25 protein-coding genes are annotated in these 26583 nt (G+C 72.1%); 17 read left to right on the top strand and 8 right to left on the bottom strand.

Going from position 1 to position 26583, the window contains the following annotated elements; all coding sequences use genetic code 11:
* The first annotated feature begins 15 nt into the window (after nucleotides 1-15).
* From ACFZCP_RS19360 to ACFZCP_RS19335, 6 genes are all read left to right on the top strand, one after another.
* The gene (locus ACFZCP_RS19360) at nucleotides 16-1146 is read left to right on the top strand and encodes a PfkB family carbohydrate kinase (protein ID WP_362697702.1); all 1131 of its coding nucleotides are present in this window, start codon (nucleotides 16-18) and stop codon (nucleotides 1144-1146) included.
* A 214-nt stretch (nucleotides 1147-1360) separates the two neighbouring features.
* Nucleotides 1361-2431: a PhoH family protein gene (locus ACFZCP_RS19355; protein ID WP_362678451.1), complete on the top strand. Its 1071-nt coding sequence runs from the start codon at nucleotides 1361-1363 to the stop codon at nucleotides 2429-2431.
* Between the two features lie 15 nt (nucleotides 2432-2446).
* A complete protein-coding gene (ybeY, locus tag ACFZCP_RS19350; RefSeq protein ID WP_391428245.1) occupies nucleotides 2447-2944 on the top strand; it encodes an rRNA maturation RNase YbeY in 498 nt (165 codons plus the stop codon).
* Between the two features lie 15 nt (nucleotides 2945-2959).
* Complete coding sequence (locus tag ACFZCP_RS19345; RefSeq protein WP_391428244.1) at nucleotides 2960-4261, top strand: CNNM domain-containing protein; 1302 nt, start codon at nucleotides 2960-2962, stop codon at nucleotides 4259-4261.
* Nucleotides 4258-4617: an MmcQ/YjbR family DNA-binding protein gene (locus tag ACFZCP_RS19340; protein ID WP_391428243.1), complete on the top strand. Its 360-nt coding sequence runs from the start codon at nucleotides 4258-4260 to the stop codon at nucleotides 4615-4617. The genes ACFZCP_RS19345 and ACFZCP_RS19340 overlap by 4 nt, the downstream gene beginning before the upstream one ends.
* 44 nt (nucleotides 4618-4661) lie before the next feature.
* Entirely contained in the window at nucleotides 4662-5681 is a 1020-nt protein-coding gene (locus tag ACFZCP_RS19335; RefSeq protein ID WP_391428242.1) for an LD-carboxypeptidase, read from the top strand.
* On the opposite strand, the gene ACFZCP_RS19330 is transcribed toward ACFZCP_RS19335, so the two are convergent.
* Complete coding sequence (locus tag ACFZCP_RS19330; protein WP_391428241.1) at nucleotides 5666-7084, bottom strand: MFS transporter; 1419 nt, start codon at nucleotides 7082-7084, stop codon at nucleotides 5666-5668. The genes ACFZCP_RS19335 and ACFZCP_RS19330 overlap by 16 nt on opposite strands.
* Nucleotides 7085-7130: 46 nt before the next feature.
* Here ACFZCP_RS19330 and ACFZCP_RS19325 point away from each other — a divergent pair, with 46 nt between their 5' ends.
* The 5 genes from ACFZCP_RS19325 to ACFZCP_RS19305 all read left to right on the top strand — a co-directional run bounded on the left by ACFZCP_RS19325 (nucleotide 7131) and on the right by ACFZCP_RS19305 (nucleotide 11800).
* The gene (locus ACFZCP_RS19325; protein WP_391428240.1) at nucleotides 7131-8054 is read left to right on the top strand and encodes a helix-turn-helix domain-containing protein; all 924 of its coding nucleotides are present in this window, start codon (nucleotides 7131-7133) and stop codon (nucleotides 8052-8054) included.
* Nucleotides 8055-8082: 28 nt separating this feature from the next.
* Nucleotides 8083-8445: a cytidine deaminase gene (locus ACFZCP_RS19320; protein WP_391428239.1), complete on the top strand. Its 363-nt coding sequence runs from the start codon at nucleotides 8083-8085 to the stop codon at nucleotides 8443-8445.
* A 248-nt stretch (nucleotides 8446-8693) separates the two neighbouring features.
* Nucleotides 8694-9170: a hypothetical protein gene (locus ACFZCP_RS19315; protein ID WP_362678474.1), complete on the top strand. Its 477-nt coding sequence runs from the start codon at nucleotides 8694-8696 to the stop codon at nucleotides 9168-9170.
* A 181-nt stretch (nucleotides 9171-9351) separates the two neighbouring features.
* Complete coding sequence (locus tag ACFZCP_RS19310; RefSeq protein WP_391428238.1) at nucleotides 9352-10680, top strand: beta-xylosidase; 1329 nt, start codon at nucleotides 9352-9354, stop codon at nucleotides 10678-10680.
* A gap of 88 nt (nucleotides 10681-10768) precedes the next feature.
* On the top strand, nucleotides 10769-11800 hold the full coding sequence (locus ACFZCP_RS19305; protein ID WP_391428237.1) for a WxL protein peptidoglycan domain-containing protein: 1032 nt from the start codon (nucleotides 10769-10771) through the stop codon (nucleotides 11798-11800).
* On the opposite strand, the gene ACFZCP_RS19300 is transcribed toward ACFZCP_RS19305, so the two are convergent.
* Nucleotides 11694-12032 carry a P-II family nitrogen regulator gene (locus ACFZCP_RS19300; protein ID WP_362678483.1) on the bottom strand — a complete coding sequence of 113 codons (339 nt, stop codon included), beginning with the start codon at nucleotides 12030-12032 and terminating at the stop codon, nucleotides 11694-11696. The two genes, ACFZCP_RS19305 and ACFZCP_RS19300, sit on opposite strands and share 107 nt — an antisense overlap.
* Nucleotides 12029-13339: an ammonium transporter gene (locus ACFZCP_RS19295; RefSeq protein WP_391428236.1), complete on the bottom strand. Its 1311-nt coding sequence runs from the start codon at nucleotides 13337-13339 to the stop codon at nucleotides 12029-12031. The genes ACFZCP_RS19300 and ACFZCP_RS19295 overlap by 4 nt, the downstream gene beginning before the upstream one ends.
* A 175-nt stretch (nucleotides 13340-13514) precedes the next feature.
* Here ACFZCP_RS19295 and era point away from each other — a divergent pair, with 175 nt between their 5' ends.
* Nucleotides 13515-14468: a GTPase Era gene (era, locus tag ACFZCP_RS19290; RefSeq protein ID WP_362678489.1), complete on the top strand. Its 954-nt coding sequence runs from the start codon at nucleotides 13515-13517 to the stop codon at nucleotides 14466-14468.
* A gap of 195 nt (nucleotides 14469-14663) precedes the next feature.
* On the opposite strand, the gene ACFZCP_RS19285 is transcribed toward era, so the two are convergent.
* Complete coding sequence (locus ACFZCP_RS19285) at nucleotides 14664-15524, bottom strand: helix-turn-helix domain-containing protein (RefSeq protein WP_391428235.1); 861 nt, start codon at nucleotides 15522-15524, stop codon at nucleotides 14664-14666.
* Nucleotides 15525-15655: 131 nt separating this feature from the next.
* Between ACFZCP_RS19285 and ACFZCP_RS19280 the strand changes: the two genes are divergently transcribed.
* Nucleotides 15656-16516: an NAD-dependent epimerase/dehydratase family protein gene (locus ACFZCP_RS19280; protein WP_391428234.1), complete on the top strand. Its 861-nt coding sequence runs from the start codon at nucleotides 15656-15658 to the stop codon at nucleotides 16514-16516.
* Nucleotides 16517-16631: 115 nt separating this feature from the next.
* On the opposite strand, the gene ACFZCP_RS19275 is transcribed toward ACFZCP_RS19280, so the two are convergent.
* A complete protein-coding gene (locus ACFZCP_RS19275; protein ID WP_362678498.1) occupies nucleotides 16632-17885 on the bottom strand; it encodes an MFS transporter in 1254 nt (417 codons plus the stop codon).
* Nucleotides 17882-19195 carry a GH1 family beta-glucosidase gene (locus ACFZCP_RS19270; RefSeq protein WP_391428233.1) on the bottom strand — a complete coding sequence of 438 codons (1314 nt, stop codon included), beginning with the start codon at nucleotides 19193-19195 and terminating at the stop codon, nucleotides 17882-17884. Before ACFZCP_RS19270 ends, ACFZCP_RS19275 begins: the two co-directional genes overlap by 4 nt.
* A gap of 114 nt (nucleotides 19196-19309) precedes the next feature.
* Between ACFZCP_RS19270 and ACFZCP_RS19265 the strand changes: the two genes are divergently transcribed.
* Nucleotides 19310-19891, top strand: a complete 582-nt coding sequence (locus tag ACFZCP_RS19265) for a GNAT family N-acetyltransferase (protein ID WP_391428232.1) — start codon at nucleotides 19310-19312, stop codon at nucleotides 19889-19891.
* 48 nt (nucleotides 19892-19939) lie between these two features.
* On the opposite strand, the gene ACFZCP_RS19260 is transcribed toward ACFZCP_RS19265, so the two are convergent.
* The gene (locus ACFZCP_RS19260) at nucleotides 19940-20206 is read right to left on the bottom strand and encodes a protealysin inhibitor emfourin (RefSeq protein WP_362678507.1); all 267 of its coding nucleotides are present in this window, start codon (nucleotides 20204-20206) and stop codon (nucleotides 19940-19942) included.
* Nucleotides 20207-20227: 21 nt separating this feature from the next.
* Entirely contained in the window at nucleotides 20228-21289 is a 1062-nt protein-coding gene (locus ACFZCP_RS19255) for a M4 family metallopeptidase (protein ID WP_391428231.1), read from the bottom strand.
* Nucleotides 21290-21639: 350 nt separating this feature from the next.
* On the opposite strand from ACFZCP_RS19255, the gene leuA reads away from it, so the two are divergent.
* The 3 genes from leuA to ACFZCP_RS19240 all read left to right on the top strand — a co-directional run bounded on the left by leuA (nucleotide 21640) and on the right by ACFZCP_RS19240 (nucleotide 26533).
* On the top strand, nucleotides 21640-23361 hold the full coding sequence (gene leuA, locus ACFZCP_RS19250) for a 2-isopropylmalate synthase (protein ID WP_391428230.1): 1722 nt from the start codon (nucleotides 21640-21642) through the stop codon (nucleotides 23359-23361).
* 184 nt (nucleotides 23362-23545) lie between these two features.
* Complete coding sequence (locus tag ACFZCP_RS19245; RefSeq protein WP_362678516.1) at nucleotides 23546-24241, top strand: TerB family tellurite resistance protein; 696 nt, start codon at nucleotides 23546-23548, stop codon at nucleotides 24239-24241.
* Between the two features lie 216 nt (nucleotides 24242-24457).
* On the top strand, nucleotides 24458-26533 hold the full coding sequence (locus ACFZCP_RS19240) for an MMPL family transporter (protein WP_391428229.1): 2076 nt from the start codon (nucleotides 24458-24460) through the stop codon (nucleotides 26531-26533).
* Nucleotides 26534-26583 lie beyond the last annotated feature (50 nt).

The raw sequence follows: 26583 nt of genomic DNA, 5'->3' as shown, positions 1-26583 counted from the left end.
ACCCCGTCCCGCACGATCGCCGGAGAGGACCCCGAGCACCTCACGCAGGCAGCGCGCTGTCAGGCCCAGGTCGACCCGCTCGCCGCGCTGCGCACACCGGGCGATCCGCCCTGGGACGTCTACCTCACGGGCACGGTCTTCCTCGACATCATCTTCACCGGCCTGGACTCGGCGCCCGTGCGCGGCACCGAGTCCTGGGCCCGCGGGATGGGTTCCAGCCCCGGCGGGGTCGCCAACATGGCCACCGCGCTCGCCCGCCTCGGCCTGAGGACGTCGCTCGCCGCGGCCTTCGGCGACGACCACTACGGCGAGTACTGCTGGGACACGCTCGAACAGGGCGAGGGCATCGACCTCACGCCCTCGCGCACGGTGCCCGGCTGGCACTCGCCGGTGACCGTCTCCATGGCCTACGAGGGGGAGCGGACCATGGTGTCCCACGGCCACGAGCCGCCCCCGGAGGAGCCGGCGCCGGACTTCCCGCCCCCCGCCCGTGCGGCCGTCGCCTCCCTCACGCCGGGCCTGCGCGCTCCCTGGATCTCCCAGGCCGCCCGGGAGGGCACCCGGATCTTCGCCGACGTCGGCTGGGACGACACCGGTGCCTGGGATCTGGCGGGCCTCGCCGATCTCGCCCACTGCGAGGCGTTCCTGCCCAACGCCGAGGAGGCGATGCGGTACACGGGCTCGGCCTGCCCGCGGGAAGCGGCGCGCGCACTGACCGAACACGTGCCGGTGGCCGTCGTGACGCTCGGGCCGGAGGGCGCGTACGCGGTGGACCGGCGGACCGGGGAGACCGCGGAGGTGCCGGCGATCGCGGTGGAGGCGCTGGATCCGACCGGGGCCGGGGACGTCTTCGTGGCCGGGTTCGTGACCGGCACGCTGGCCGGGTGGCCGCTGGCCGACCGGCTCGCCTTCGCGGGGCTCACGGCGGCGCTGTCCGTGCAGGAGTTCGGCGGGTCGCTGTCGGCGCCGGGGTGGTCGGAGATCGGGGCGTGGTGGCGCAGGGTGCAGGCCCTGCCGGGGCAGGAGCAGGCGCCTGCGGCGCTCGGGCGGTACGCGTTCCTGGACCGGCTCGTCCCCGAGGAGCTGGACCGGCCGTGGCCGCTTCGGCGGGCGGTGCCGACCATCGGGTTCCGCCGGTCCGGGTGAGGTACCCAGGGGGGCTCCGCCCCCTGGACCCCCCGTTTGCCCACCCACCCGACTCTCCCCGCCGGGAACCGGCCCTCGGAACTTCGGGCCGGGAAGCCGCCCTCTGAAAAGCCCTACGGTCTTGTCAGCGCACCGTCGTACTCTGGAATCGCGAGGCCGCCCCTCAGCTGTGCGGCCGTGACGAGGAGGAACCGCAGGCCTACAGAGCCGGCCCATGACTCAGACACCTACAGCTCACACCTCCGCGCAGGAGCAGGCGAGAGCGCAGCTGACCGTCCCCGCCCAGCACCCCATGGTGACCGTGCTGGGTTCCGGCGACTCCCTCCTGCGCGTGATCGAGAAGGCCTTCCCGGCAGCCGACATCCATGTCCGGGGCAATGAGATCAGCGCGGTCGGCGACCCTGCGGACGTCGCCCTCATTTCGCGCGTGTTCGACGAGATGATGCTGGTGCTCCGCACCGGGCAGCCGATGACGGAGGACGCAGTGGAACGCTCGATCGCCATGCTCAAGGCGAGCGAGAACGGGACGAGCGACGGCCCGGAGACCCCGGCCCAGGTGCTGACGCAGAACATCCTGTCCTCGCGCGGCCGCACGATCCGCCCCAAGACGCTCAACCAGAAGCGGTACGTCGACGCCATCGACAAGCACACGATCGTCTTCGGCATCGGCCCCGCGGGTACCGGCAAGACCTACCTGGCCATGGCCAAGGCCGTGCAGGCCCTGCAGTCCAAGCAGGTCAACCGGATCATCCTGACCCGTCCCGCGGTCGAGGCCGGCGAGCGCCTCGGCTTCCTGCCGGGCACCCTCTACGAGAAGATCGACCCCTACCTGCGCCCGCTGTACGACGCGCTGCACGACATGCTCGACCCCGACTCGATCCCGCGGCTGATGGCGGCGGGCACCATCGAGGTCGCGCCGCTCGCCTACATGCGCGGCCGTACGCTCAACGACGCCTTCATCATCCTGGACGAGGCCCAGAACACCAGCCCCGAACAGATGAAGATGTTCCTCACCCGCCTCGGCTTCGACTCGAAGATCGTGATCACCGGTGACGTGACGCAGGTCGACCTGCCGAACGGCACGAAGAGCGGTCTGCGGCAGGTGCAGGAGATCCTGGAGGGCGTCGAGGACGTGCACTTCTCCCGGCTGTCGTCCCAGGATGTCGTACGGCACAGGCTGGTGGGCCGTATCGTCGACGCGTACGAGCAGTACGACAGCGAGCACGGCACCGAGAACGGCACGCACAAGGGCGGCCGGGGCAGGTCCGGGCACAAGGGGAAGTAGAGACACGGCGGCACCATGTCGATCGACGTCAACAACGAGTCCGGAACCGAGGTCGACGAGCAGGCGATCCTCGACATCGCCCGCTATGCGCTCGCGCGGATGCGCATCCACCCGCTCTCCGAACTCTCGGTGATCGTCGTGGACGCCGACGCCATGGAGCAGCTGCACATCCAGTGGATGGACCTGCCGGGTCCGACCGATGTCATGTCGTTCCCGATGGACGAGCTGCGGCCGCCCGGCAAGGACGACGACGAGCCGCCGCAGGGGCTGCTCGGCGACATCGTGCTGTGCCCGGAGGTCGCCGCCAAGCAGGGAGCGGAAGCGCCCACGCAGCACTCCATGGACGAGGAGCTCCAGCTGCTCACCGTCCACGGAGTGCTGCACCTGCTCGGGTACGACCACGAGGAGCCCGACGAGAAGGCCGAGATGTTCGGGCTCCAGGCCGCCATCGTCGACGGGTGGCGGGCCGAGCGCGGGCAGACCGGCCCGTCGCCGGCGCCGACCGTCTCGTAGGCGGACCGGTCCGCGATGAGTCCGCAGATCGTGGTCGGGGCGATCGCGCTGGTCGTCGTCGCCTGGCTCGCCGCCTGTGCGGAGGCGGGCCTGGCACGCGTCTCCAGCTTCCGCGCCGAGGAGGCCGTCAAGTCCGGCCGGCGCGGCAGCGACAAGCTGGCGCAGATCGCCGCCGACCCCACCCGTTATCTCAATGTCGCCCTGCTGGTCCGCGTCGCCTGCGAGATGGCGGCCGCGGCCCTGGTGACCTATGCCTGCCTGCAGGAGTTCGACGCCACCTGGCAGGCCCTGCTGGTCGCCATCGGCGTGATGGTCCTGGTGTCGTACGTCGCCGTCGGCGTCTCGCCGCGCACCATCGGCCGCCAGCACCCGCTGAACACCGCGACCGTGGCGGCGTACGTGCTGCTGCCGCTGGCCCGGATCATGGGCCCGATCCCGTCGCTGCTGATCCTCATCGGCAACGCGCTCACGCCCGGCAAGGGATTTCGCCGCGGCCCGTTCGCCTCCGAGGCGGAGCTGCGCGCGCTGGTCGACCTCGCCGAGAAGGAGTCGCTGATCGAGGACGAGGAGCGCCGCATGGTGCACTCGGTCTTCGAACTGGGCGACACCCTCGTGCGGGAGGTCATGGTCCCGCGCACCGACCTGGTCGTCATCGAGCGCTACAAGACCATCCGCCAGGCCCTCACCCTCGCCCTGCGCTCCGGGTTCTCCCGCATCCCGGTCACCGGCGAGAGCGAGGACGACATCGTCGGGGTCGTCTATCTGAAGGACCTGGTCCGCAAGACGCACATCAGCCGGGACGCGGAGAACGAGCTGGTCTCCACGGCCATGCGCCCCGCCGTCTTCGTCCCCGACACCAAGAACGCCGGCGACCTGCTGCGTGAGATGCAGAAGGAGCGCAACCACGTCGCCGTCGTCATCGACGAGTACGGCGGCACCGCCGGCATCGTGACCATCGAGGACATCCTGGAGGAGATCGTCGGCGAGATCACCGACGAGTACGACCGGGAGCTCCCGCCGGTCGAGGACCTCGGCGACGACCGCTTCCGGGTGACGGCCCGCCTGGACATCACCGACCTCGGCGAGCTGTACGGCCTGGAGGAGTACGACGACGAGGACGTGGAGACCGTCGGCGGACTGCTCGCCAAGGCGCTCGGACGGGTGCCGATCGCGGGCGCGTCCGCCGAGGTCGAACTGCCGGACGAGCGCCGGCTGCGGCTGACGGCGGAGGCCGCGGCCGGCCGCCGGAACAAGATCGTCACGGTGCTGGTGGAGCCCGTGCACGCGCCCTCGGCCCCGGAGGAGAAGCCCGAGTGACCCCGCAGGAACTGCGCGCCTTCTGCCTGTCCTTCAACGCGGTGGTGGAGGACTTCCCGTTCAACCCGGACACGTCCGTCTTCAAGGTCGGGGGCAAGCTGTTCGCCCTGACGCGGCTGGACGCGCAGCCCCTGACGGTCAACCTCAAGTGCGACCCGGAGGACGCGGTCCGCCTGCGCGGCGAGCACGAGGGGCTGATCGTCCCCGGTTACCACATGAACAAGCGGCACTGGAACACCGTCACGGCCGACGGCGGCCTGCCCCGCCGCCTGGTCGAGGAGCTGATCGAGGACTCGTACGACCTCGTCGTCGCGGGTCTGCCGAAGGCGGAGCGGCTGCGGCTGGACCGCCCCTGAAATTCCCTGGGGCGGCCGGTTGACCACGTGTCAGAATCCGGCGCATGACTGTTCGCTACCCGCGCCCCCTGCGCCCCGGTGACCGTATCGGTGTGACCTCCCCCTCCAGCGGGGTGGCCGAACAGCTCCGGGGCCGCCTCGACGTGGCGGTGCGCGATCTGGAGGAGCGCGGGTACGAGGTGGCCGTCGGCCGCTGCATGGACGGCTCGGGCCACCTCAGCGCCCCGGCCGCCGAGCGCGCCGCCGAACTGACCGCGATGCTGACCGACCCGGACATCCGGGCCGTGGTGCCCCCGTGGGGCGGGGAGACCGCGATCGACCTGCTGCCCCTGCTCGACTTCGAGCGCATCGGCCGGGCCGAACCGACCTGGGTCGTCGGCTACTCGGACATGTCGACCCTCATGACCCCGCTGACCCTGCTCACCGGCGTCGCGACCGTGCACGGCAACAACCTCATGGACACGCCCTACCGGACGCCCGGGGGCCTCACGTCCTGGCTGGACGTCGTGGCCGCGCCGCAGGGCGAGCCGTTCGCCCAGACCCCGCCCGGCCGGTACCGGTCCGGCGGCTGGGACGACTGGACCAAGGAGCCCGGGATCCGCGACCTCACCCTGGACGCCGAGGGCGCCTGGACCCGCCTCGACGGGGACGGCGACGTGGACGTCGAGGGCCGGCTCGTCGGCGGCTGCACCGAGACGCTCGCCAACCTCGCGGGGACGCCGTACCTCGACACCTCGCGCTTCGCCGGGAACGAGCCGCTGCTCGTCTACGTCGAGGCCTGCGAGGACAACGCCTTCACCATCTGCCGCAACCTGCACGGCATGCGCCTGGCCGGGTTCTTCGACCGAGCCGCCGCCGTCCTCGTGGGCCGCACCTCCGCGCCCGACAGCCGCGGCCTCACCCAGCACGAGGCCGTCCTCGACGCCCTCGGCCCGCTCGGCGTGCCGGTCGTCGCGGACGTCGAGTGCGGCCACGTGGCGCCCTTCCTCCCCCTGGTGAACGGCGCGCGCGGCCGTGTGGTGCACACGGCCGCGCGGAGCGAGATCGTTCAGACCCTGGACTGACCCCGGCGCAGGCCCAGCGCGACGAGCACGGCGGCGGCCAGGACGATCACCGCGTCCAGGGCGATAACCGTGTGGACGCCCGACAGCAGGTCCGGGGACGTGGTGGCGAGGACGCCCAGCAGCGGGATGCCCACCGTGAGGCCCACCTGCTGGGTGGAGGTCACCAGACCGGTGGCCAGGCCCTGCTCCTCGTCCGGGACGCCCGAGGTGACCGTGAGGCCGTAGGAGATGATCGCGCCCAGGTGGCACATGCTCGCCAGGGACACGGCGGCCGTGGCGATCCAGACCGACCAGCTGTCGGAGCCGAGCAGCAGCAGGACCGCCACCAGCGCGCCCTGGCCGGTCAGCGAGCCGACCAGGGTGCGGCGGGCGCCGAAGCGGCCGATGACCTTCGGGGCCAGCGTGCCGGCGAGGGCCGACAACGCGCCCTGGAAGCCGAAGACCAGGCCCGTCTCGAAGGCCGACAGGTGCAGGATCTCCTGGAGGTAGAGGGTCAGCACGAAGATCACCGTCGACATCATCGAGAAGGTGACCAGACCGGCCACGTTGCCCCATGCCACGGTGCGGCGGCGCAGCATGGCGAGCGAGACCAGGGGCGCGGCCGAGCGGGACTCGATCACGGTGAACGCGGTCAGCAGAAGGAGGCCGGCGATCAGCGTCGTGATGACGTCGGTGCGGCCGAAGCCGTGGTCGGCGGCCGTGGACAGGGCGTAGATCAGCGACAGCAGGCCCGTGGTGACGGTGATCGCGCCGGGCACGTCCAGGCGCGGACGGTGGGGGGTGCGGGACTCCGGCAGCAGGCCCGGCGCGAGCGGCAGCACGAGCAGCGCGAACACGGCGAGCAGGGCCATCGTGGAGCGCCAGCCGAGCGCGTCGGTCAGCAGACCGCCCGCGACCATGCCCACCGTGAAGCCCAGCGACAGCAGCGTGCCCGAGATGCCGAGGGCACGGTCGCGGGCCGGGCCCTCCGGGAAGGTGGTGGTGAGCAGGGACATGCCGGTGGGCACGATCGCCGCCGCGGCGAGGCCCTGCAGGGCGCGGCCGGCCAGGAACGACGCCGGGTCCCAGGCCAGGGTGGCCAGCAGCGAGGCCGCGCCGAACAGGGCGAGGCCGGTGAGGAAGAGCCTGCGGCGGCCGTACAGGTCGCCGATGCGGCCGAACAGGAGCAGGAAGCCGCCGGAGGGGAGCGCGAACGCGGTGACCGCCCACTGCAGGGCGGAGCGGCTCATGCCGAGGTCGGTGCCGAGCGCGGGCAGGGCCACGTTCAGGACGGAGAAGTCCAGGGCGACCATGAACTGAGCCGCGCACAGGACGAAGAGGACGAGCTTGTCGCGCGGGGACAGCCGGGGGGTGTCGAGCGGTTCACGCGTGGGGGTGGTCGGGGTGGTGGTGTCGATCGCCATGGCACGAGCTTCGGGCGTGCGGAACAAGGGTGGGGAGTCGGAACTTATGGTGGTGCCGACACCACCAGACACGACGGGGGAGGGGCGGTACGTGCCTGTTGCGGAGGCGTTGAAGAACCACCGGCGGAACGAGCTGCGCGAGTTCCTGAGGAGCCGGCGGGCCCGGGTCAGTCCCGAGGAGGCCGGTCTGCCGGCCGGCGGCGGCCGGCGCCGTACGCCCGGACTGCGCCGGGAGGAGGTCGCCGTGCTCGCCGGGGTGGGCGCCTCCTGGTACCAGTGGCTGGAGCAGGGGCGGGACATCTCCGTCTCCCCGCAGGTCCTCGACGCCGTGGCCCGGGTGCTGCGGCTGAGCGACGCGGAGCGGCGGCACCTGTACGGGCTGGCCGGTCTGAACCCGCCCGCGCCCGAAGTGGCGCCCGGGAAGCGGGACATGTGCGACGGCCTGCGGCGGCTGATCGACACCTGGATGCCGTATCCGGCGCACATCATGGACCGGTACTACAACTGCGTGATGTACAACGACGCGGCCGCGCTGGTCCTCGGCATGCGACCCGGTATCACCCAGAACTGCCTGGTCGACTTCTTCACCGACCCGCTGTACCGGTCGCGGAGCAGGAGCTGGGAGAAGAACGCGCGCACGGTGGTCGCGCAGTTCCGGGCCGCGTGCGCGGCGCGGCCGGACGACGAGGGGTACCGGGCGGTGCTGGCCGAGGTGACCGGGGCGAGCCCGGAGTTCGTGGGGATGTGGGCCGAGCAGAACATCGAGGACCAGGGGCAGATCCGTAAGGAACTGGAGCATCCGCTGGTCGGGCTGCTGGTCGTGGAGTCGACGGTGCTGAAGGTGCCGGCCCGGCCGGATCTGTCGATCGTGCTGCACACCCCGCTGGAGGAGGCCGACACCGCCGGGAAGCTGGAGTGGCTGGCCTCCCCGGAGGGCAGGCGGGGCACGATGTACCCCGTGGCGGGGTGAGCGGGCGGTGACTTCGTATGCTCGGGGCATGACCGACAGCAATGCGCTCGACCCCGAGGACCGCAAGATCGTCACCCTGGCCCGTTCCGCCAGGGCCCGCAACGGTGTGCCCGAGGGGGCGGCCGTACGGGACGAGACCGGGCGGACGTACGTCGCCGGGACGGTGGAGCTGGCTTCGCTGAAGCTCAGCGCGCTGCGGACCGCCGTCGCCATGGCCGTGGCGTCCGGGGCGACTTCGCTGGAGGCGGCCGCGGTGGTGAGCGAGGCGGAGAGTGTCGCCGACGAGGACCGGGCGGCCGTGGCCGATCTGGGCGGGGCCGGGACGCCGGTGCTGCTCGCCGGGACCGACGGAGCCGTGCGGCTGACCGTCCCGGCGGGCGCCGCGCAGTAGCAGCGGCCGGTCCGCGCGGGCGCCTGGAGCCCGCCGGTCCGGGCGGGTGCTCCGGAGTAGTCCGGAATTCATCCTTGCCGTGGGCTGCCTCTCGCGCATCAATGGAGCCGTAAGTACCCGACGATCCGTCAGATCCGCACCGCCGCCGCAGCGTGCCCGCACCCACCTGCTCAGGCCTGTCGTTCGTCGGCGCACCTTCCGACCATCCCCCACATGGCATCCCCCACAGGGAAGGGAAGCGGATCCCCATGATTGGCATGCGCACAGCAACAGGTGCGGCGCTGGCCGCCGGCGTCCTCGCGGCCGCCGGGCTGGCCTTCGCGCCCGCCGCGGCCGCCGTCACTCCCCAGACGGCGACCATCAACGCGAGCTGCGGCTTCTTCGGCGGTGGCGCGGCCACGCTCACCGCCACCCAGAGCGGCACCTCGGCCACCGTCACCCTCACCTCCACCGCGGTCAAGGCGCCGGTCGCCGTGGCGGCGGACTCCATCACCTCCAAGCTCACCCTGGTCAAGGCGAGCGGCGGCACCACCGTCTTCACCGGCACGAAGAACCCGGCCATGGCCGCCGGCGACCCGGTCAGCGCCGGCCCGCTCAGCGGCACCGTGGCCTCAGGCGACAGTCTGGAGGCGTACGGCGGCTCGCTGCAGATGACGATCTTCGGGATCAACGTCACCTGTACGGCCACCGGCAAGCAGTCGCCCGGTCCGTTCGTCTTCGACTGAGCGACCCGAGTGACCTGAGTGATCTGTTCCGGATAGTTCCGGATCTCCCGGGGATGCCGCAGAAACTGATGATCCGTCAGTTTTCTGCGGCATCTCCATTGACTTCTCACGCGGGCTCCACATCAATGCCCCCTGTCGGCGCAGATGAGCCGCTGCGCCCGCAACCCTCAGGAGGGGGCCCATGGGTCCGACACCCCGAAGATCCCGACGGTGGCGCTGGGCGTCACTGCTCGGGGCGACCGCACTCGCGGTCACCGCGGGCGGCGCGCTGGCCTGTCCGGCCGGTGCCGCCGGTACCAACGTGGACTTCGCCACGCACTGCATCCCGCCCGCCGTCGCAGGCATCCCGCCGATCGACGGCACCACCACCGCGAGCGTGTCGGTGGACAACACCAGCCCGAAGGTCGGCGACACGGTCACCGTGACCTACACCGTGGTCACGGCCGCCGCCAGCAACCCCACCGACCTGGCCCTGCCGGCCGACATCATGACCCCGACCGGCAAGGTCACCCTCGGCGGCGCCCAGACCGGTGACGTCACCGTCGCCGGACCGAAGAAGAACCCGCCGGTGCCGGGGAAGGCCGCCTTCCCGTCCTTCTCCATGACCGGCACGTTCACCGTCACCAAGGCCGGCCAGATCAAACTCTCGCCCGGCGACTACAACATCCACACCAGCTACATCCTGGAGCTGGACACCCCGTGCACGGTCACCAACCCGCCCGCGCCGGCTTCCGAGACCCTCACGGCGACCGACGGGACACCCGCCAACACCCGTGCCATCTCGCTCGGTTCCGCCTCCGGTGACCCGGGCGCCAGTGTCACCGTCAGCGGCAGCAACTTCACGCCGGGCGCCACCGTCACCCTGGCCGGGCGGGCCGGCGGCAACCAGACCGCGGACACCGCCACCGCGACCGCGAACGCCCAGGGCTCCTTCAGCGGTTCGCTGGTCGTCAACGACAAGACGACGACCGGGATCGTGGCGTACGAGGGCGGCACCTGGAGCGCGGACAAGGGCGCGGGCCCCGCGGCCTACGTCGTCAACGACAACACGCCCGTCCCGGCCGGCAGCCAGAAGCTGACCACCACGGTCAAGGCGGGCACGCTGTCCATGTCCCAGGCCGGGGACGCCGTGGCACTCTCGGCGGTCGACTTCGGCAAGGGCGGGGCCTCGACCGGATCCCTCAACACGGTGACCGTCAAGGACTTCCGCGGCGGGCCCGCCGGCTGGTCCCTGACCGGCAAGGTCACCGACCTCACCGGTCCCGGCGCAAAGATCGACGCGAGCAAGCTGAGCTGGACCCCGGCCTGTGCGACCAAGGCGGGCAGCCCCAGCACCTGCAAGGCCGGTTCACCGGGCGCCGTGGGCCTGTCGGGAGCGACCCTCGCGTCGACCCCCGACTCCACGCTCACCGGCGGCGAGTTCACCGTCGACGCCGGACTCTCCCTGGACGTACCGGCGTTCACGCCCCCGGGCTCGTACTCCGGCGTCCTGACCCTCACCCTCACCTGACCCGCACTCCGGTGGCCGGGCGCCCCGCCGCACCACGGGGCCGCACCCGCCCGACCGCCCGACCCGAGCCCATGGGGGGTCCGCACCCATGCGCAAGCCGCACGTCCTCCTCCTGAGCCTTGCCGGCCTGCTCCTCGGCCTGCTCGGCGGCATCACCGCCGCACCCGCCGAGGCCGCCGACAACGGCAGCTGGTCCGTCTACCCGGCCGCCTCGAAGATCGCCGCGCGCCCGTACTTCTACCTCTCCGCCGACCCGGGCCAGACCCTCACCGACCAGGTCGTCATCGCCAACAAGACCGGCAGGCCGCTGACCTTCCGGCTCTACGCCGCCGACGCCTACAACACCGCCCGCGACGGGGGGTTCGCCGTACGCACCCTCAAGGAACACATGCACGGGATCGGCGCCTGGGCCAGGCCCGCCCGGTCACACATCACCGTGCCCGGGCACAGGAGCGTCACCGTGCCCTTCACCCTGCGCGTGCCCCAGGGCGCCGAACCGGGCGACCACCCGGGCGCGATCGTCGCCCTCGACGAGAGGGTCGCTCCCGGCAGCGGGAAGTTCGCGCTCGGCGTGCAGCAGGCCGTCGGCGCCCGCGTCCACCTCCGCGTCAGCGGTCCCACACTCCCCGCGCTCTCGGTCGAGCACGTGCGGATCGGCCACCACCAGCCCCTGGTGCCGGGCCTCGGCGACAGCACGGCCACCGTCTCCTACACCCTGCACAACACCGGGAACGTCACCCTCGACCCGAAGGTGCGGCTGAAAGCGCGGGGGCTGTTCGGCCGGACGCTGCTCGACCGCGACCTGACCCGGATCCCCTCCGAGCTGCTGCCCGGGCAGCGGGTACGGCTCACCGAGGCCTGGCACGGCGCACCCCAGCTCGACTGGGGCGACGTCACGCTGACCGCGAGCGCACCGGGCACCCGCCAGTCGGCGAGCGCCTCCTTCCTCGCGCTGCCGTGGCTACTGGCCGGGCTGGTGTTCGCCGCCGGAGCGGTGAGCGGAGCGCTGCTGGTCAGAGCGCGTCGGGGCCGCGCTCGCCGGTCCGCACCCGTACGACGGTCTCCACGGGCAGCGCCCACACCTTCCCGTCCCCGATCTTCCCCGTCCGCGCGGAGCTGACGACCGCGTCGATCACGTCCTCGGCGACCGCGTCCTCGACCACGACCTCGATGCGGATCTTCGGCACCATGTCGACGCGGTACTCCGCCCCCCGGTACACCTCCGTGTGGCCGTGCTGGCGGCCGTAGCCGCTCGCCTCGGTCACGGTCAGACCGTGCACGCCCAGCTCCTGCAGGGCGGTCTTGACCGCGTCGAGGCGGTACGGCTTCACGATCGCGGTGATGAGCTTCATGCCTGGCGCTCGACCTTCTGGGCGGTGGGGAGGAGAGAGGAGGAGACCGGGGCGCCGTGGCCCAGGACCCCGTGATCGTAGGCCGTCTCCGCGTGCACCGTAAGGTCCAGGCCGGTGTGCTCCTGCTCCTCGCTCGCGCGCAGGCCCATCGCCCTGTCGATCACCTTGCCGAGGCCGTACGTCACCGCGAACGCGTACCCGGCCACGACCGCCACGGCCAGCAGCTGCCTGCCGAGCGGGACCAGCCCGCCGCCGTAGAACAGGCCCTGCGTACCGCCGGTCATCGCCTTCTCGGCGAACAGGCCGATCAGCAGGGTGCCGATGACCCCGCCGACCAGGTGGACGCCGACGACGTCCAGCGAGTCGTCGTAGTTCAGCCTGAACTTCCAGCTCACCGCGTACGAGCAGACGACGCCGGCGGCGAGACCCACCACGAGGGCGCCGAGCAGGGAGACCGTGCCGCAGGACGGGGTGATCGCGACCAGGCCGGCCACCGCGCCGGAGGCCGCGCCGAGCGTGGTCGGATGGCCGTCGCGCCGCTGCTCCACGAAGAGCCAGCCGAGCAGGCCGGTGCAGCCGGCCGCGAGGGTGTTCAGGAAGGCGGCCGCCGCCAGGCCGTTCGCGCCGAGCGCGGAACCGGCGTTGAAGCCGAACCAGCCGAACCAGAGCAGACCGGCGCCGAGAACCACCATGGGCAGGTTGTGCGGACGCATGGCGTCCTTCCTGAAGCCCAGGCGGGGGCCGAGAACCAGACACAGGGCGAGACCGGAGGCCCCGGAGGTGATCTCCACGGGCAGCCCGCCCGCGAAGTCGAGCGCGCCGAGCCCGTCGAGGATCCAGCCGCCCGGGCCCCACACCCAGTGCGCCACCGGAACGTATACGAGCAGCGTCCACAGCGGTACGAAGACCAGCCAGGCCGAGAACTTCGTACGGTCGGCGACCGCGCCGCTGACGAGCGCCGCCGTGATGATCGCGAAGGTGAGCTGGAAGGTGGCGAAGAGGAGGGTGGGGACGGTGCCGTGGACGCTGTCCGGGCCGAGACCGCTCATACCGGCGTGGTCCAGGCCGCCGATCAGCCCGGCGAAGGCGTCCTCGCCGAAGGCGAGCGAGTAGCCGGCCGCCAGCCACACCACCGTCACCAGGGCGATCGACACGAAGCTCATCATCAGCATGTTGAGCACGCTCTTCGTGCGGACCATGCCGCCGTAGAACAGAGCCAGGCCCGGGGTCATCAGCAGGACGAGGGCGGTGGCGGCGAGCAGCCATGCGGTGTCGCCGGTGTCGACGTGCTGAGCGGCCAGGGTCACGGGGCGTCTCCAACGGTGCGGGGGCTCGTCAGAGGGTCACCGGCGGGCGTTTCCGGTTGCGTACGGGTGTGTTTCCGTGACGTTTCGTTGCGTGGGGGTTTCCGGAAGCTCACCGGGAGAGCCGGTGCGCCCCGCTGGTACGGCGCGGCTTCGTGGATCAGGGAGAATGGTCACCATGAGCGTCCGTACCCAGTCATCCGAGCAGCCGGCCGAGACCGCCCACCGCGCCGGCTTCGCCTGCTTCGTGGGCCGTCCCAACGCGGGCAAGTCCACCCTCACGAACGCTCTGGTCGGGCAGAAGGTGGCGATCACCGCGAACCAGCCGCAGACCACGCGGCACACGGTGCGCGGCATCGTGCACCGGCCCGACGCCCAGCTCATCCTGGTGGACACCCCTGGCCTCCACAAGCCGCGCACGCTGCTCGGCGAGCGGCTCAACGACGTCGTACGGACGACGTGGGCCGAGGTCGACGTGATCGGGTTCTGCCTGCCCGCGAACGAGAAGATCGGCCCCGGCGACCGCTTCATCGCCAAGGAGCTGGCCGGGATCAGGAAGACCCCCAAGATCGCGATCGTCACCAAGACCGACCTGGTCGACTCCAAGACCCTCGCCGAGCAGCTGATCGCCATCGACCAGCTCGGCAAGGAACTGGGCTTCGAGTGGGCGGAGATCGTGCCGGTGTCGGCGGTCGGCGACAAGCAGGTGGGTCTGCTGGCCGACCTGCTCGTGCCGCTGCTGCCGGAGGGACCGGCGCTCTACCCCGAGGGCGACCTCACGGACGAGCCCGAGCAGGTCATGATCGCGGAGCTGATCCGCGAGGCTGCCCTGGAGGGGGTCCGTGACGAGCTGCCGCACTCCATCGCCGTGGTCGTGGAGGAGATGCTCCCGCGCGAGGACCGGCCCGCGGACCGGCCGCTTCTCGACATCCACGCCAACCTCTACATCGAGCGGCCGAGCCAGAAGGGGATCATCATCGGTCCCAAGGGCAAGCGGCTGAAGGAGGTCGGCATCAAGTCCCGCAAGCACATCGAGGCGCTGCTCGGGACGCCGGTGTTCCTGGACCTGCATGTGAAGGTGGCCAAGGACTGGCAGCGCGACCCGAAGCAGCTTCGCAGGCTGGGCTTCTGACACCCCTGCCCACCCACCCGACTCGGCCGACTGAAAGGCACACCACCGGGGCTCCGCCCCGAACCCCGTCAGCCCGAGGACGTCGGGGTGGGTGGGCGCGCGGACGTCGGCCCCGGTGGGCGGGTGGTCGTCGGGTGGGGTGAGTCCGCGGTGCCGGGCCCCGTGGGCTCGTGGACTTCGGGTGGCAGAGGGGGTTCAGGTCTCGTGGTCCGCCGCTTGCGGTGTCATGTCCTGCAAGCCCACGACCCTCAGCAGTTGCAGCCTCTCATAGGACTCCGTTCCCGGGCGGGCCGTGTGGATGACGAGGAGCTGGTTGTGGTGGTGGTGCAGGAGGATCTCGCAGTCCAGTTCCAGGAGGCCGACCACCGGGTGCCGGAAGCGCTTGGTCGTGGACTGGCGTACGGCCACCTCGTGTTCCTCCCACAGGGCCGCGAACTCCCCGCTGGCAGCGCGTAGTTCGGCCACCAGCGCCGCCGGTTCCGGGTCGTCGGGGCGGGCGGCCGTCACCGCGCGGAGGTTCGCCACGTGGGCGCGGGCGTGCCCGGGGACGTCCTCGGGCGGGAACAGGGTGCGGGCGGCCGGGTCCAGGAAGAAGCGGCGGATCAGATTGCGCGCCTGCGGCGGGCGGGCCGACGCGTCACCGGACAGGGCCTTCGCCATCGCGTTCTGCGCCAGCACCTCGCCGCAGTCCGACATCACGTGCGCCGGTGTGTCGTGCAGCCGGTCCAGCACCAGCAGCAGACCCGGCCGGACATGCCCGGACGAGCCCTCCCGGCGCGGGGGTTCCTCGCCGGCCAGATGGAAGAGATGGTCCCGCTCGTCGTCCGTCAGGCGCAGGGCGCGGGCCAGCGCCGTCAGCATCTGGCGGGACGGGCGCGGGCCGCGGCACTGTTCCAGTCGGGTGTAGTAGTCCACGGACATGCCCGCGAGCGACGCCACCTCCTCCCGGCGCAGGCCCGGTGTGCGGCGGCGGGCTCCGGCCGCGAGGCCCACGTCGGAGGGGTCCAGGCGGGCACGGCCGCGGCGCAGGAAGTCGGCGAGTTCGGTCCGGTTCACCCCTCAAGCGTGCGGCAGCGCACCCGGCTTATCCAGGGACTGCCGATCCCCGGATCGGAAGGTCTCTCCCGGCCCCGTCCGCTCCGGCCCAGGGTGGAGGCAGCCACCGGACCCATCCTGAGGAGCGGATCATGTTCACACTCGTCACCGGCGTCACCGGCCAGGTCGGAACCGGTTTCCTGCCCAGGCTGCTGGCTCAGGGCCGATCGGGGGACCGGGTGCGCGTCCTGCTCAGGGACGCCTCCCGCGCCGACCGTCTCGCCGGCCTCGGCGCCGAGGTCGTCCTCGGCGACCTGCGCGACACCGACGTCCTCGGCAGGGCCCTCGCCGGCGTCGACGCCGTCGTCAACATGGCGGCCGCCTTCCGGGGCGTTGCCGACGAGGAGGTGCGGGCCGTCAACCGGGATGCCGCACTCGACCTCGCGCGGGCCGCCGTCGCCCGTGGCGTACGACGGTTCGTCCAGACCGGCACCAACCTGGTGTACGGCGTCGGGCGCGGGCGCCCGCACGTGGAGGACGACCCGAGTGTGCCGGGCGGCCCGATGTGGACGGCGTATGCGCAGTCCAAGGCCGAGGTCGAGCGCGCGCTGCTGACCCACGAGGAGTTCGCGGGGCTCGACGTGCGCGTCGGGCGCCTCGCCTTCGTCTACGGCGAGGGCGACCCCCATCTGCCCGGCATCACCCGGTGGACCGCCCACCAGCCCGCCACCAAGCGCCACCACCTGGTGCACGTCGCCGACGTCGCCCAGGGTCTGCTGCGCCTGCTGTACGCCCCCGGTGCCGACGGCCGCGTCTACAACATCGCCGACGACGCCCCGGTCACCGTGCTGGAGATCCACCAGCTGCTCGGCGCCGACGCTCCGGCGCAGGACGTGGACCCGGACCCGGACCCCTGGCACGGGCTCGTCTCCACCGACCGGATCCGCCGCGAGCTGGGCTTCCGCCCGCAGTACCCGACCCTCTGGACGGCCCGGGACGCCGGCGCCCTCTAGCCCGCCCGGCCCGCTCCATCCCCCGGCCCCCTCCTCGCCGCGCCCGGCCCGCCCCACGCCTCGGCCGGCTGCCTCCACGCCCCGTCCCGCCCGGCCGAATCCACGCTCGGCCGGCTCACTCCACGCCCCGGATGCGGCCCACCAGCACCGCCCCGGCCAGCCCGACCGCCGCCGCCACCAGGTACAGCACCCGGTAGCCGCCGAGGTAGGTCACGATCGGTGCGGCGAGGGCGGGGGCCGCCACCTGGGGCAGGGCGTTGGCCACGTTGATCACGCCCAGGTCCTTGCCCCGGTCCAGCGCCTTCGGCAGCACGTCCGTCATCAGGGCGAAGTCGACCGAGGTGAACACGCCGAAGCCGATCCCGAGGACCGCGGACGCGACGATCGCGCCCGGCCAGGTCTGCCGGGCGGCCAGCGCCGCCGTCGCCACCGCCATCAGCACGCCCGACCACACCACGAACGGCTTGCGCCGGCCCACCCGGTCCGACCACGCCCCGCCCGCCACCACGGTCGCCATCAGCGTCAGGCCGTTGACCGCCGTCAGGATCAGCACGCCCCGAGCGGGGTCGCCGTAGTGCAGGCGGTCCCGCAGGTAGTAGAGGAGGTACAGCAGCACCAGCGAGTTGCTGAGGTTGATCAGGAAGCGGGTCAGCCAGGCCCAGCCCAGGTCGGGATGGCGGCGCGGACTCAGCCAGAAGCCCGCGAGGAAGGTCCGCCAGGACCAGGGCGGGCGGTCGTCCGCCGGCAGGCGCAGGTCCTCGTAGCGTCCCACGTAGGGCAGTACGCCCACCACGGTGAAGACGGCGCATGCCGCATAGCCCGCCCCGATGCCGCCGGCGGCCGTCGCCAGGCCCGTGCCGCCGACCACCCCGAGGATCTGCGCCGCCCCCAGCCAGCCGCCCACCCGGCCGCGCTGGAACCTCGGCACCCGGTCCGGTACCGCCGCCGTGACCGCCGCGAAGGCCGCGTTCAGGGTGAGCTGGACCAGGCACCAGCCCAGCGTCATGGTCCACAGACCGTCCGCCTGCGCGAGCAGCAGCAGACACAGGGCGCCGGCCGCCGCCCCCGCCACGATCCAGGGCGTGCGGCGGCCCCACCGGGACGTCGTACGGTCCGAGAGCGCGCCGAAGAACGGGTTCGCCAGCAGGGAGACCACCGCGCCGGCGCCGGTCACCCACGCCAGCATCGTCTCCTTCGACATCCCGGAGCCGGCCGCGAAGTCCCCCGCCTGGGAGGCGAGCAGGATCTGCAGCGGGCCGAACCAGCCCACCCAGATCGCCCCGTTGGCCAGCGAGAGCGCCGCCGTCCAGCCCCGGCCGACCCGCTCGACCGGCTCGGCGAGCGCGGCCGAGGCGCGGGCGGTGGTCATCTCTGTGCCCGCAGCACGTCCCGGAACCAGTGGTAGGAGGCCTTCGGGGTGCGCTTCTGGGTCGCGTAGTCGACATGCACGAGGCCGAAGCGGCGTGCGTAGCCCTCCGCCCATTCGAAGTTGTCCAGCAGGGACCACACGAAGTAGCCGCGCACGTCCACGCCGGCCTGCGACGCCGCGTGCAGCGCACGGACGTGGCCGTCGAGGTAGGCGATCCGGTCCTGGTCGTCGATGCCCTCGTAGGAGCAGCCGTTCTCGGTGATGACGATCGGCGGCAGCCGGTCGCCGTAGCGGTCGCGGAAGCCCGTGAGCAGCTCGGTGAGCGCCTCGGGGACGACGGGCCAGCCGAAGTCCGTCACCGGGCGGTCCTCGATCTCCCGTACCGAGAAAGGGAGTTGGGCCGGCAGGGTCAGGCCGCCGAACTCGGTCTCGGTGCCCTGCGGGGCGCCCACCCGGGTCGGCGCGTAGTAGTTGACGCCGTACCAGTCGACCGGCTCGCCGATGACCTTCAGGTCCGCCTGGACGTCGCCCGGCATCGCCTCGCCCAGGCCCTCGGGGTAGGTGCCGAGGACGACCGGGTCGGCGAACAGGCGGTTGAGCAGGAGGTCGTAGAAGGCCGCCGCCTCCTGGTCGGCCGGTTCCGCGGAGGCGGGCCAGGTCGGGCCGTGGGAGTTGGCGATGCCGATGTCCCCCGCCCCGGCGGCGCGCAGGGCCTGCACCGCGAGGCCGTGGGCGAGGAGCTGGTGGTGGGCGACCGGGAGGGCGTCGAAGAGGAGCTGTCTGCCGGGGGCGTGGGCGCCCAGGGCGTGGCCCAGCAGGGTGTGCTCGGCGGGCTCGTTGAGGGTGATCCACTTGCCGACGCGGTCGCCGAGGCGCCCGGCCACCACGGACACGTGGTCGGCGAACCGGGCCGCCGTGTCCCGCTCCATCCAGTCCAGCGAGACGGGCAGGTCCCAGTGGAAGAGGGTGGGCACGGGACGCACGCCCGCCGCGCACAGCTCGTCCACCAGGCGGTCGTAGAAGTCCAGGCCGCCGGGGGACTTCACCCGGGGCCAGGAGACGGAGAACCGGTACGCGTCCACGCCGAGGCCGGCCAGGAGGGCCACGTCCTCCCGGTAGCGGTGGTAGTGGTCGCAGGCCACCTCCGCCGTCGAGCCGTCCTTCACCCGCCCCGGCTCCGCCGTGAACACGTCCCACACGGACGCCTCGCGCTCGTCGGCAGCGCCCTCGATCTGGTGGGCGGAGGTCGAGACACCCCACAGGAAGCCGGCCGGGAAGCGGGGGATCGGATTGCCTGCATCAGTCGCCATGGCCGGGATCATCCTTACCCCCGGTAACGGAAGTCAACGCCCGCGCGTGAAACGGCAGTTACGGGCATCACGGCATCCGGCGACCCTCGTGCGACGACTCTTTATGATCACCGGATGATCGAAGGAAGATTTGTACGACTGCGTGCCCTGCGTGCCGAGGACCTCGACGCGCAGCTGCGCTGGCGCAACGACCCCGAGGTGGCGTACTGGGCCACCGGCGGCCACCCCGGCTTCGGCCCCGTGAGCCGGGAGGCGCTGGAGCGCTTCCATGAGGCCCGGCTGCGCGAGGACCCCCGCGAGGGGTCCACCTTCACCGTCGAGGAGCTGGAGGGCGGACGCCCGATCGGCATGGCCGACTACCGCGACGTCGACCCCTTCGCGGGCCGGGCGACCGTTGGCATCACCATCGGCGAGCGGGACCGCTGGGGCGGCGGCCACGGCTCCGAGGCGCTGCGGCTGCTGCTGGACCACCTGTTCGGGGCCTGCCGGCTGCGGCGGGTCGAGCTGGACACCTGGAGCGGCAACGAGCGTGCCGTCCGGGCGTTCAGGCGCCTCGGGTTCGTCGAGGAGGGGCGTCGGAGGGCGTCCGTGCGGGTGGGCGACGCCTGGTACGACAGCGTGGAGTTCGGACTGCTCGCCGAGGAGTGGGAGCGGCCCGCGCCGGCCCGGGGCCTTCCTTCGGGAGGGCCGGCCTGATCCGGTCTTCGGGAGGGCCGGCCTGATCCGGAAGAAGGGACCCGGTTCCTAGGCGCCCTCCTTCAGCACCCGGGAGACCAGCTCCCGCTGGTCCTCGGTCAGCCGGGGGTCGGCCGCGTGCACCGTGCGCCCGTCCACCGTGATCTCGTAGCGGAAGCCGTCCGGGACCCCGGCCGGCGGCGTGCCCCGGCCGGACGCGAGCACGCGCTCGGCCAGGGCCTGCCACTCGGCGGCGTCCGGCCGGGCCGAGGTGTCCACCTCGGCCCGGCGTTCGATGCCTGCGAAACCGCCCGTGCGCCGTACCTGAATACGCATGGGTGACTGTCTAGTACGGAACTAGAGCGTGCGCACCCCGACCTGCTCCCAGGCCTTCTGCGCGGCCTGGAGTTCGTCACCGGCGCCGTACCGCGTCCGGGCCGCCTTCACGGTCAGCGTGGCGAAGTCGGCGAACTGGGCGTCCGGCTTCAGCTCGCCGCCGGTCAGCACGTCGTACCAGATCTGCCCGGCCCTCTCCCAGGCGTGGCCGCCGAGCGCGGAGGCGACCAGGTAGAAGGCGTGGTTCGGGATGCCGGAGTTGGTGTGCACCCCGCCGTTGTCGCGGCTCGTCCTGACGTAGCCGTCCATGGTCGCGGGCTGCGGGTCCTTGCCCAGGTTCGGGTCGTCGTACGCCGTGCCCGGCGCCTTCATCGAGCGCAGCGCCTCGCCGTGGACGCCCGGCGCGAGCAGGCCCGCGCCGATCAGCCAGTCGGCCTGGTCCGCACTCTGGCCCAGCGCGTACTGCTTGATGAGCGAGCCGAACACGTCCGACACGGACTCGTTGAGCGCTCCGGACTGGCCGTAGTACTCCAGGTTCGCCGTGTACTGGGTGACGCCGTGGGTCAGCTCGTGGCCGATCACGTCGATGGGGAGGGTGAAGTCGAGGAACAGCTCGCCGTCGCCGTCGCCGAACACCATCTGCTCGCCGTTCCAGAAGGCGTTGTCGTACTTCTCGCCGTAGTGGACGGTCGCGATCAGCGGCAGTCCGGCGTCGTCGATCGAGTGCCGGCCGTAGGCCTTGAGGTACAGGTCGAACGTGGCGCCCAGGCCCGCGTGCGCGCGGTTGACGGTGGCGTCCCTGGCGGGCTGGTCCTGCTCGGAGTGCACCTTGGTGCCCGGCAGGTTCTCGGTGTGGTCGGCGTCGTAGATGGTGCGGTCCGGCGCGTCGGACGGGGTGCCGGCGGGTGCGGCGGTGCTCCGCAGCGCGGTGATCCTGCGCCGGGTGCGGTGCAGGGCGTCGTGCTCCAGGGTGCGCTGCGCGGCGTCGGCGATCCCGGAGTCCGCGTGCTGGGCCAGCCGGTCGAGGACGTGCGGCGGCACGATCGGGCAGAAGACGGGCTCAAAGCCCCCGTTGGTCGTCATGCCGGGCACCCTTGCACTGAGTTACTTCGGTGTCACTACCTGCGACCATGATTGGTGAAATAGGGTGACAATCCGGTGACAGGGTGCTCGCGCTCCGTAGTGCGCGTGATATGGCGCACCATTTGTCCAATTTGTTCCATCGGTTCCGCATACTGATACAGGCCCGCGCACCCAGCGCCCCTCGGCTAGGCTGCGGAGCATCATGCGATTCGGGCTGCTTCTCCTTAGTTGCCGCGGCGAGGGCCTGTAGACAAGGCCGACTCCCTCCCCGCGGAGCTTTGGCGTTGCGTCGTCGGCCGTCCTTCCGGACACCGGACACAACCGGAAATCTTCGAGGAGCCCACGCCATCATGGCCAACCGCCAGCAGCCCAGTTCCATGCCGATCCGCAAGTACGGCCGCTACGAGCAGGTCGACATCCCGGACCGCACCTGGCCCGGGCAGCGCATCACCGCCGCCCCCCGCTGGCTCTCCACCGACCTGCGCGACGGCAACCAGGCCCTGATCGACCCGATGTCCCCCGAGCGCAAGCGCCGGATGTTCGACCAGCTGGTCAAGATGGGCTACAAGGAGATCGAGGTCGGCTTCCCCGCCTCCGGCCAGACCGACTTCGACTTCGTACGCTCGATCATCGAGGAAGAGGGCGCGATCCCCGAGGACGTGACGATCTCCGTCCTGACCCAGGCCCGCGAAGACCTGATCGAGCGGACCGTGGAGTCCCTCAAGGGCGCCCGCCGGGCCACCGTCCACCTGTACAACGCCACCGCCCCGGTCTTCCGCCGGGTCGTCTTCCGCGGCTCCAGGGACGACATCAAGCAGATCGCCGTCGACGGCACCCGCCTGGTGACGGAGTACGCCGAGAAGCTGCTGGGTCCGGAGACGGAATTCGGCTACCAGTACTCGCCCGAGATCTTCACCGACACCGAGCTGGACTTCGCGCTGGAGGTCTGCGAGGCGGTCATGGACGTCTACCAGCCGGGTCCGGGCCGCGAGATCATCCTCAACCTGCCCGCCACCGTGGAGCGTTCGACGCCGTCCACGCACGCGGACCGCTTCGAGTGGATGCACCGCAACCTCTCCCGCCGCGAGCACGTCGTCCTGTCGGTCCACCCGCACAACGACCGCGGCACGGCCGTCGCCGCCGCCGAGCTGGCCCTGATGGCCGGCGCCGACCGTGTCGAGGGCTGCCTGTTCGGGCAGGGCGAGCGCACCGGCAACGTCGACCTGGTCACCCTGGGCATGAACCTGTTCTCCCAGGGCGTCGACCCGCAGATCGACTTCTCCGACATCGACGAGATCCGTCGCACGTGGGAGTACTGCAACCAGATGGAGGTCCACCCGCGCCACCCGTACGTGGGCGACCTGGTCTACACGTCCTTCTCCGGCTCCCACCAGGACGCCATCAAGAAGGGCTTCGACGCGATGGAGGCCCAGGCCGAGGCCGAGGGCGTCACCGTCGACGACATCGAGTGGGCGGTCCCGTACCTGCCGATCGACCCGAAGGACGTAGGCCGCTCCTACGAGGCCGTCATCCGCGTCAACTCCCAGTCCGGCAAGGGCGGCATCTCCTACGTCCTGAAGAACGACCACAAGCTGGACCTGCCGCGCCGGATGCAGATCGAGTTCTCCCGGCTCATCCAGGCCAAGACGGACGCCGAGGGCGGCGAGATCACCCCGAAGGAGATCTGGGCGGTCTTCCAGGACGAGTACCTGCCCAACCCGGACAACCCCTGGGGCCGCATCCAGGTCAGGAACGGCCAGTCGACGACGGACACGGACGGCGTGGACACGCTGACCGTCGAGGCCACGGTCGACGGCGAGGACACCGTCCTGACCGGCTCCGGCAACGGTCCGATCTCGGCCTTCTTCGACGCCCTGCAGTCCATCGGTATCGACGTACGCCTGCTGGACTACCAGGAGCACACGATGAGCGAGGGCGCCTCCGCGCAGGCCGCCTCCTACATCGAATGCGCGATCGACGACAAGGTCCTGTGGGGGATCGGCATCGATGCGAACACGACGCGTGCATCGCTGAAGGCGGTCGTCTCCGCGGTGAACCGCGCCGCCCGCTGACCGCTCTGACCGGCCGTTTCGGGGCCCGGACCGTCGTATACGACGGTCCGGGCCCCGTCGCTTATCGGCCATCGCGCCCCCGAGGTCACAGAAAGGTCTCGTACGGGGTACTGACTCAGCCTCCGTGATGTGGCTAACATCACGCCAGCGCGGCGATGTTGCCGCGCGGTTACGGAGGTGCGACGTGCTGCCAGTACGGGGACGAGACGGCCGTGCCACCCGGGCTGTGCGCCTGCTGGGCACCCGCACCGCATGGACACCCGTGGGAGACGGCGAGTTCTTCTGTCCCGGCTGCGGAGGCGACCGCAACTACCAGCGGCTCACCGGGCGCCGCCGCTTCACCCTCCTCGGGGTGCCCGTGCTGCCGCGCGGGGCGACCGGACCCGTCGTGGAGTGCGCGTCCTGCCGCCACCACTACGGCACCGACGTCCTCGACCACCCCACCACCCGCCGCTTCTCCGCGATGCTCCGCGACGCCGTGCACACCGAGGCCCTCGCCGTTCTTGCCGCGGGTGGCACCGGCTCCCGCACGGCCCTGGAGACGGCCGCCACCACGGTCCGCGCGGCCGGCTTCGAGGACTGCTCCGAGGACCGGCTGGCCGCCCTGGTCGAGGCCCTCGCCGCCGACACCGGCCGGGTGCTCGGCGGACCGTGCGGGGCGAGCCTCGCCATAGAGCTGCACGAGGCCCTCGACCCGCTCGCCCCCCACCTCGCCCCGGCCGGCCGCGAGTCCCTGTTCCTCCAGGCGGCCCGCATCGCGCTGGCCGACGGCCCCTACACCCCCGCCGAACGCGAGGCCCTCACCACGATCGGCGCCGCCCTGACCATCTGCACCGACGACGTCAACCGCCTGCTGGCCGCGGCACGCACACCGTCCTGACAGCAACACCGTCCTGACAGCAACACCGTCCTGACAGCACGCACCTGCCCGGCCGTCCCGTACGCCGTCCTGATACTCCCCGGGGAGTAACGGCGCCGCCCGGACACCCGTGGCAGTACCCCCGAACTCGCCCCCACGCCCGACGAACGCGGCCCGCCGCGGCGGAAGTCTGGAAGCCGTATCCAGACATCCGCTCCAGAGGGAGGGCCCGTTTCCATGGGGGCCGCGAGAACACGTGCGACAGGCGGGCGACGAGGCCTGCCCTGGCTGGTGCTGGGCCTGTGGGTGGTCCTGCTGGCCGTGGCGGGGCCGTTCGCCGCCAAGCTCACCGACGTCCAGCAGAACCGGGCGACCGACTATCTGCCCGCATCCGCCGACTCCACCCGGGTCGCCCGGCTCCAGGACCGGCTGCCGGGCGGCGAGAGCACCGACCTGGTCCTCGTCTACCACCGCGCCGGCGGCCTCACCGCCGCCGACCGGGCGACGGCAGGGCGCCAGGTGGCGGCCGTCGCCCACCGCCACACCCTGACCACCGCCCCGCGGGCCGTCCCGTCCGCCGACGGCACCACGCTGATGTACCCGGTCACCAGCAACGAGCCCGGCACCGACGAGAAGAAGCGCGACGCCTTCGTCGACGACGTGCGTCGGGCCGCCCACGGCCAGGACGGGCTGACGGTCGAGGTGGGCGGCCCCGCCGCGCTCTCCACCGACGCCTCCGGGGTGTACGCCTCCCTCGGCGGACCCCTGCTCTACACCACGGTCGCCGTCGTCGCGATCCTGCTGATCCTCATCTACCGCAGCCCGCTGCTGTGGCTGGTCCCGCTCGTCGTCGCCGGTGTCGCCGACTTCCTCGCCCGGGTCGCGGCCTACGGCCTCCACCAGGCCTTCGGCACCACCGTCTCCGGCCAGAGCGCGGGCATCATGACGATCCTCGTCTTCGGCGCCGGCACCGACTACGCCCTGCTCCTCGTCTCCCGCTACCGCGAGGAGCTGCGGCGCCACGAACGGCCGTACGACGCCATGCGGGCCGCGCTGCGCGGCTGCGGGCCCGCCGTCCTGGCCTCCTCCGGCACGGTCGCCGCCGGGCTGCTGTGCCTGCTCGCCGCCGACCTCAACTCCAGCCGGGGCATGGGCCCGCTCGGCACGGTCGGTGTGCTGTGCGCGCTGGCCGCGATGCTGACGCTGCTCCCCGCCGTCCTGGTCCTGCTGGGCCGGCGCGTCTTCTGGCCGCTCGTGCCCTCCTACGGCAGCACGCCCAAGGAGCGCCGGTCGCTGTTCGCGGCGATGGGCTCCTCGGCCGGGCGCCGCCCGCTGACCGTCCTCGGCCTGGGCGCCGTCCTGCTCGGCGCGCTCGCCCTCGGTGTGCTGAACCTGCCCGGGCCGGTCAAGCAGCTGGACACCTTCATCGACCGGCCCGACTCCGTCGCCGCCATGGACACCCTCGCCAAGGCCTTCCCCGAACGGTCGGCGCAGCCCATTGAGATCCTCACCCCGGCCGACCGTGCCGACGCCACGCTGGCGGCGGCCGAGCGCACCCGGGGAGTGGCGGGCGCACAGGAGGGCCGTACCGGCAAAGGCTGGACCGAGATCTCGGTGACCGCGTCCGCCCCGCCCCAGTCCGCCGCCGAGACCGCCACCATCAAGGCGCTCCGCCACCGGCTCGACGGCTCCTACGTCGGCGGGCCCAGCGCGCAGCAGCTCGACCTGGAGGACACCAGCGCCCGTGACCGGCTGGTCGTCGTGCCCCTCGTCCTGCTGTCCGTGCTGCTGATCCTGATCGTCCTGCTGCGCTCCCTGGTCGCCCCGCTGATGCTGGTGGCCGCCGTGGTCGCCGTGTGGGGTGCGGCGCTCGGCGTCGGCGGGCTGGTGTTCGGACCACTGTTCGGCCTCCACGGCGCCGACCCGGGGCTGGGCCTGCTGTCCTTCGTGTTCCTGGTCGCCCTCGGCGTCGACTACGGCATCTTCCTGATGCACCGCATGCGGGAGGAGTCGCTGCGCGGTGCCGAGCCCGCGACGGCCGCGCTCACCGCCCTGCGGACGACCGGCGGGGTCATCGCCTCCGCCGGGCTCGTCCTCGCCGCCACCTTCGCGGTGCTCACCGACATGGGTCTGGTCCCGCTGGTCGAGCTGGGCTTCGTCATCGCGGTCGGCGTGCTGCTGGACACCTTCCTCGTCCGCACCTACCTGGTGACCAGCGCGAGCGTGGCGCTGGGACGGTGGGTGTGGTGGCCGGGCCGGCTGTCCGGGACGCCGGCCGGCGGCCGCGAGCGAGTCCCGGAAACCGTGGCCTGACCTCCGGGTGCCCCTGCCGCCGGCGGGGGCACCCGCCTACCGGAAGATGA

The organism is Streptomyces sp. NPDC007971 (assembly GCF_042958635.1).
Lineage (GTDB): Bacteria > Actinomycetota > Actinomycetes > Streptomycetales > Streptomycetaceae > Streptomyces.
This window is presented reverse-complemented; position numbering and strand designations above follow the sequence as displayed.

What these genes read in the sequence shown, in the direction of transcription:
- ACFZCP_RS19355 (WP_362678451.1), top strand. Translation starts at nt 1,361, where the DNA reads ATGACTCAGACACCTACAGCTCACACCTCCGCGCAGGAGCAGGCGAGA.
- ACFZCP_RS19275 (WP_362678498.1), bottom strand. Translation starts at nt 17,885, where the DNA reads ATGACCACCGCCCGCGCCTCGGCCGCGCTCGCCGAGCCGGTCGAGCGG.
- leuA (WP_391428230.1), top strand. Translation starts at nt 21,640, where the DNA reads ATGGCCAACCGCCAGCAGCCCAGTTCCATGCCGATCCGCAAGTACGGC.
- ACFZCP_RS19320 (WP_391428239.1), top strand. Translation starts at nt 8,083, where the DNA reads ATGACCGACAGCAATGCGCTCGACCCCGAGGACCGCAAGATCGTCACC.
- ACFZCP_RS19265 (WP_391428232.1), top strand. Translation starts at nt 19,310, where the DNA reads ATGATCGAAGGAAGATTTGTACGACTGCGTGCCCTGCGTGCCGAGGAC.
- ACFZCP_RS19330 (WP_391428241.1), bottom strand. Translation starts at nt 7,084, where the DNA reads ATGGCGATCGACACCACCACCCCGACCACCCCCACGCGTGAACCGCTC.
- era (WP_362678489.1), top strand. Translation starts at nt 13,515, where the DNA reads ATGAGCGTCCGTACCCAGTCATCCGAGCAGCCGGCCGAGACCGCCCAC.
- ACFZCP_RS19280 (WP_391428234.1), top strand. Translation starts at nt 15,656, where the DNA reads ATGTTCACACTCGTCACCGGCGTCACCGGCCAGGTCGGAACCGGTTTC.
- ACFZCP_RS19260 (WP_362678507.1), bottom strand. Translation starts at nt 20,206, where the DNA reads ATGCGTATTCAGGTACGGCGCACGGGCGGTTTCGCAGGCATCGAACGC.
- ybeY (WP_391428245.1), top strand. Translation starts at nt 2,447, where the DNA reads ATGTCGATCGACGTCAACAACGAGTCCGGAACCGAGGTCGACGAGCAG.
- ACFZCP_RS19315 (WP_362678474.1), top strand. Translation starts at nt 8,694, where the DNA reads ATGATTGGCATGCGCACAGCAACAGGTGCGGCGCTGGCCGCCGGCGTC.
- ACFZCP_RS19240 (WP_391428229.1), top strand. Translation starts at nt 24,458, where the DNA reads ATGGGGGCCGCGAGAACACGTGCGACAGGCGGGCGACGAGGCCTGCCC.
- ACFZCP_RS19325 (WP_391428240.1), top strand. Translation starts at nt 7,131, where the DNA reads ATGGTGGTGCCGACACCACCAGACACGACGGGGGAGGGGCGGTACGTG.
- ACFZCP_RS19345 (WP_391428244.1), top strand. Translation starts at nt 2,960, where the DNA reads ATGAGTCCGCAGATCGTGGTCGGGGCGATCGCGCTGGTCGTCGTCGCC.
- ACFZCP_RS19255 (WP_391428231.1), bottom strand. Translation starts at nt 21,289, where the DNA reads ATGACGACCAACGGGGGCTTTGAGCCCGTCTTCTGCCCGATCGTGCCG.
- ACFZCP_RS19305 (WP_391428237.1), top strand. Translation starts at nt 10,769, where the DNA reads ATGCGCAAGCCGCACGTCCTCCTCCTGAGCCTTGCCGGCCTGCTCCTC.
- ACFZCP_RS19310 (WP_391428238.1), top strand. Translation starts at nt 9,352, where the DNA reads ATGGGTCCGACACCCCGAAGATCCCGACGGTGGCGCTGGGCGTCACTG.
- ACFZCP_RS19335 (WP_391428242.1), top strand. Translation starts at nt 4,662, where the DNA reads ATGACTGTTCGCTACCCGCGCCCCCTGCGCCCCGGTGACCGTATCGGT.
- ACFZCP_RS19300 (WP_362678483.1), bottom strand. Translation starts at nt 12,032, where the DNA reads ATGAAGCTCATCACCGCGATCGTGAAGCCGTACCGCCTCGACGCGGTC.
- ACFZCP_RS19270 (WP_391428233.1), bottom strand. Translation starts at nt 19,195, where the DNA reads ATGGCGACTGATGCAGGCAATCCGATCCCCCGCTTCCCGGCCGGCTTC.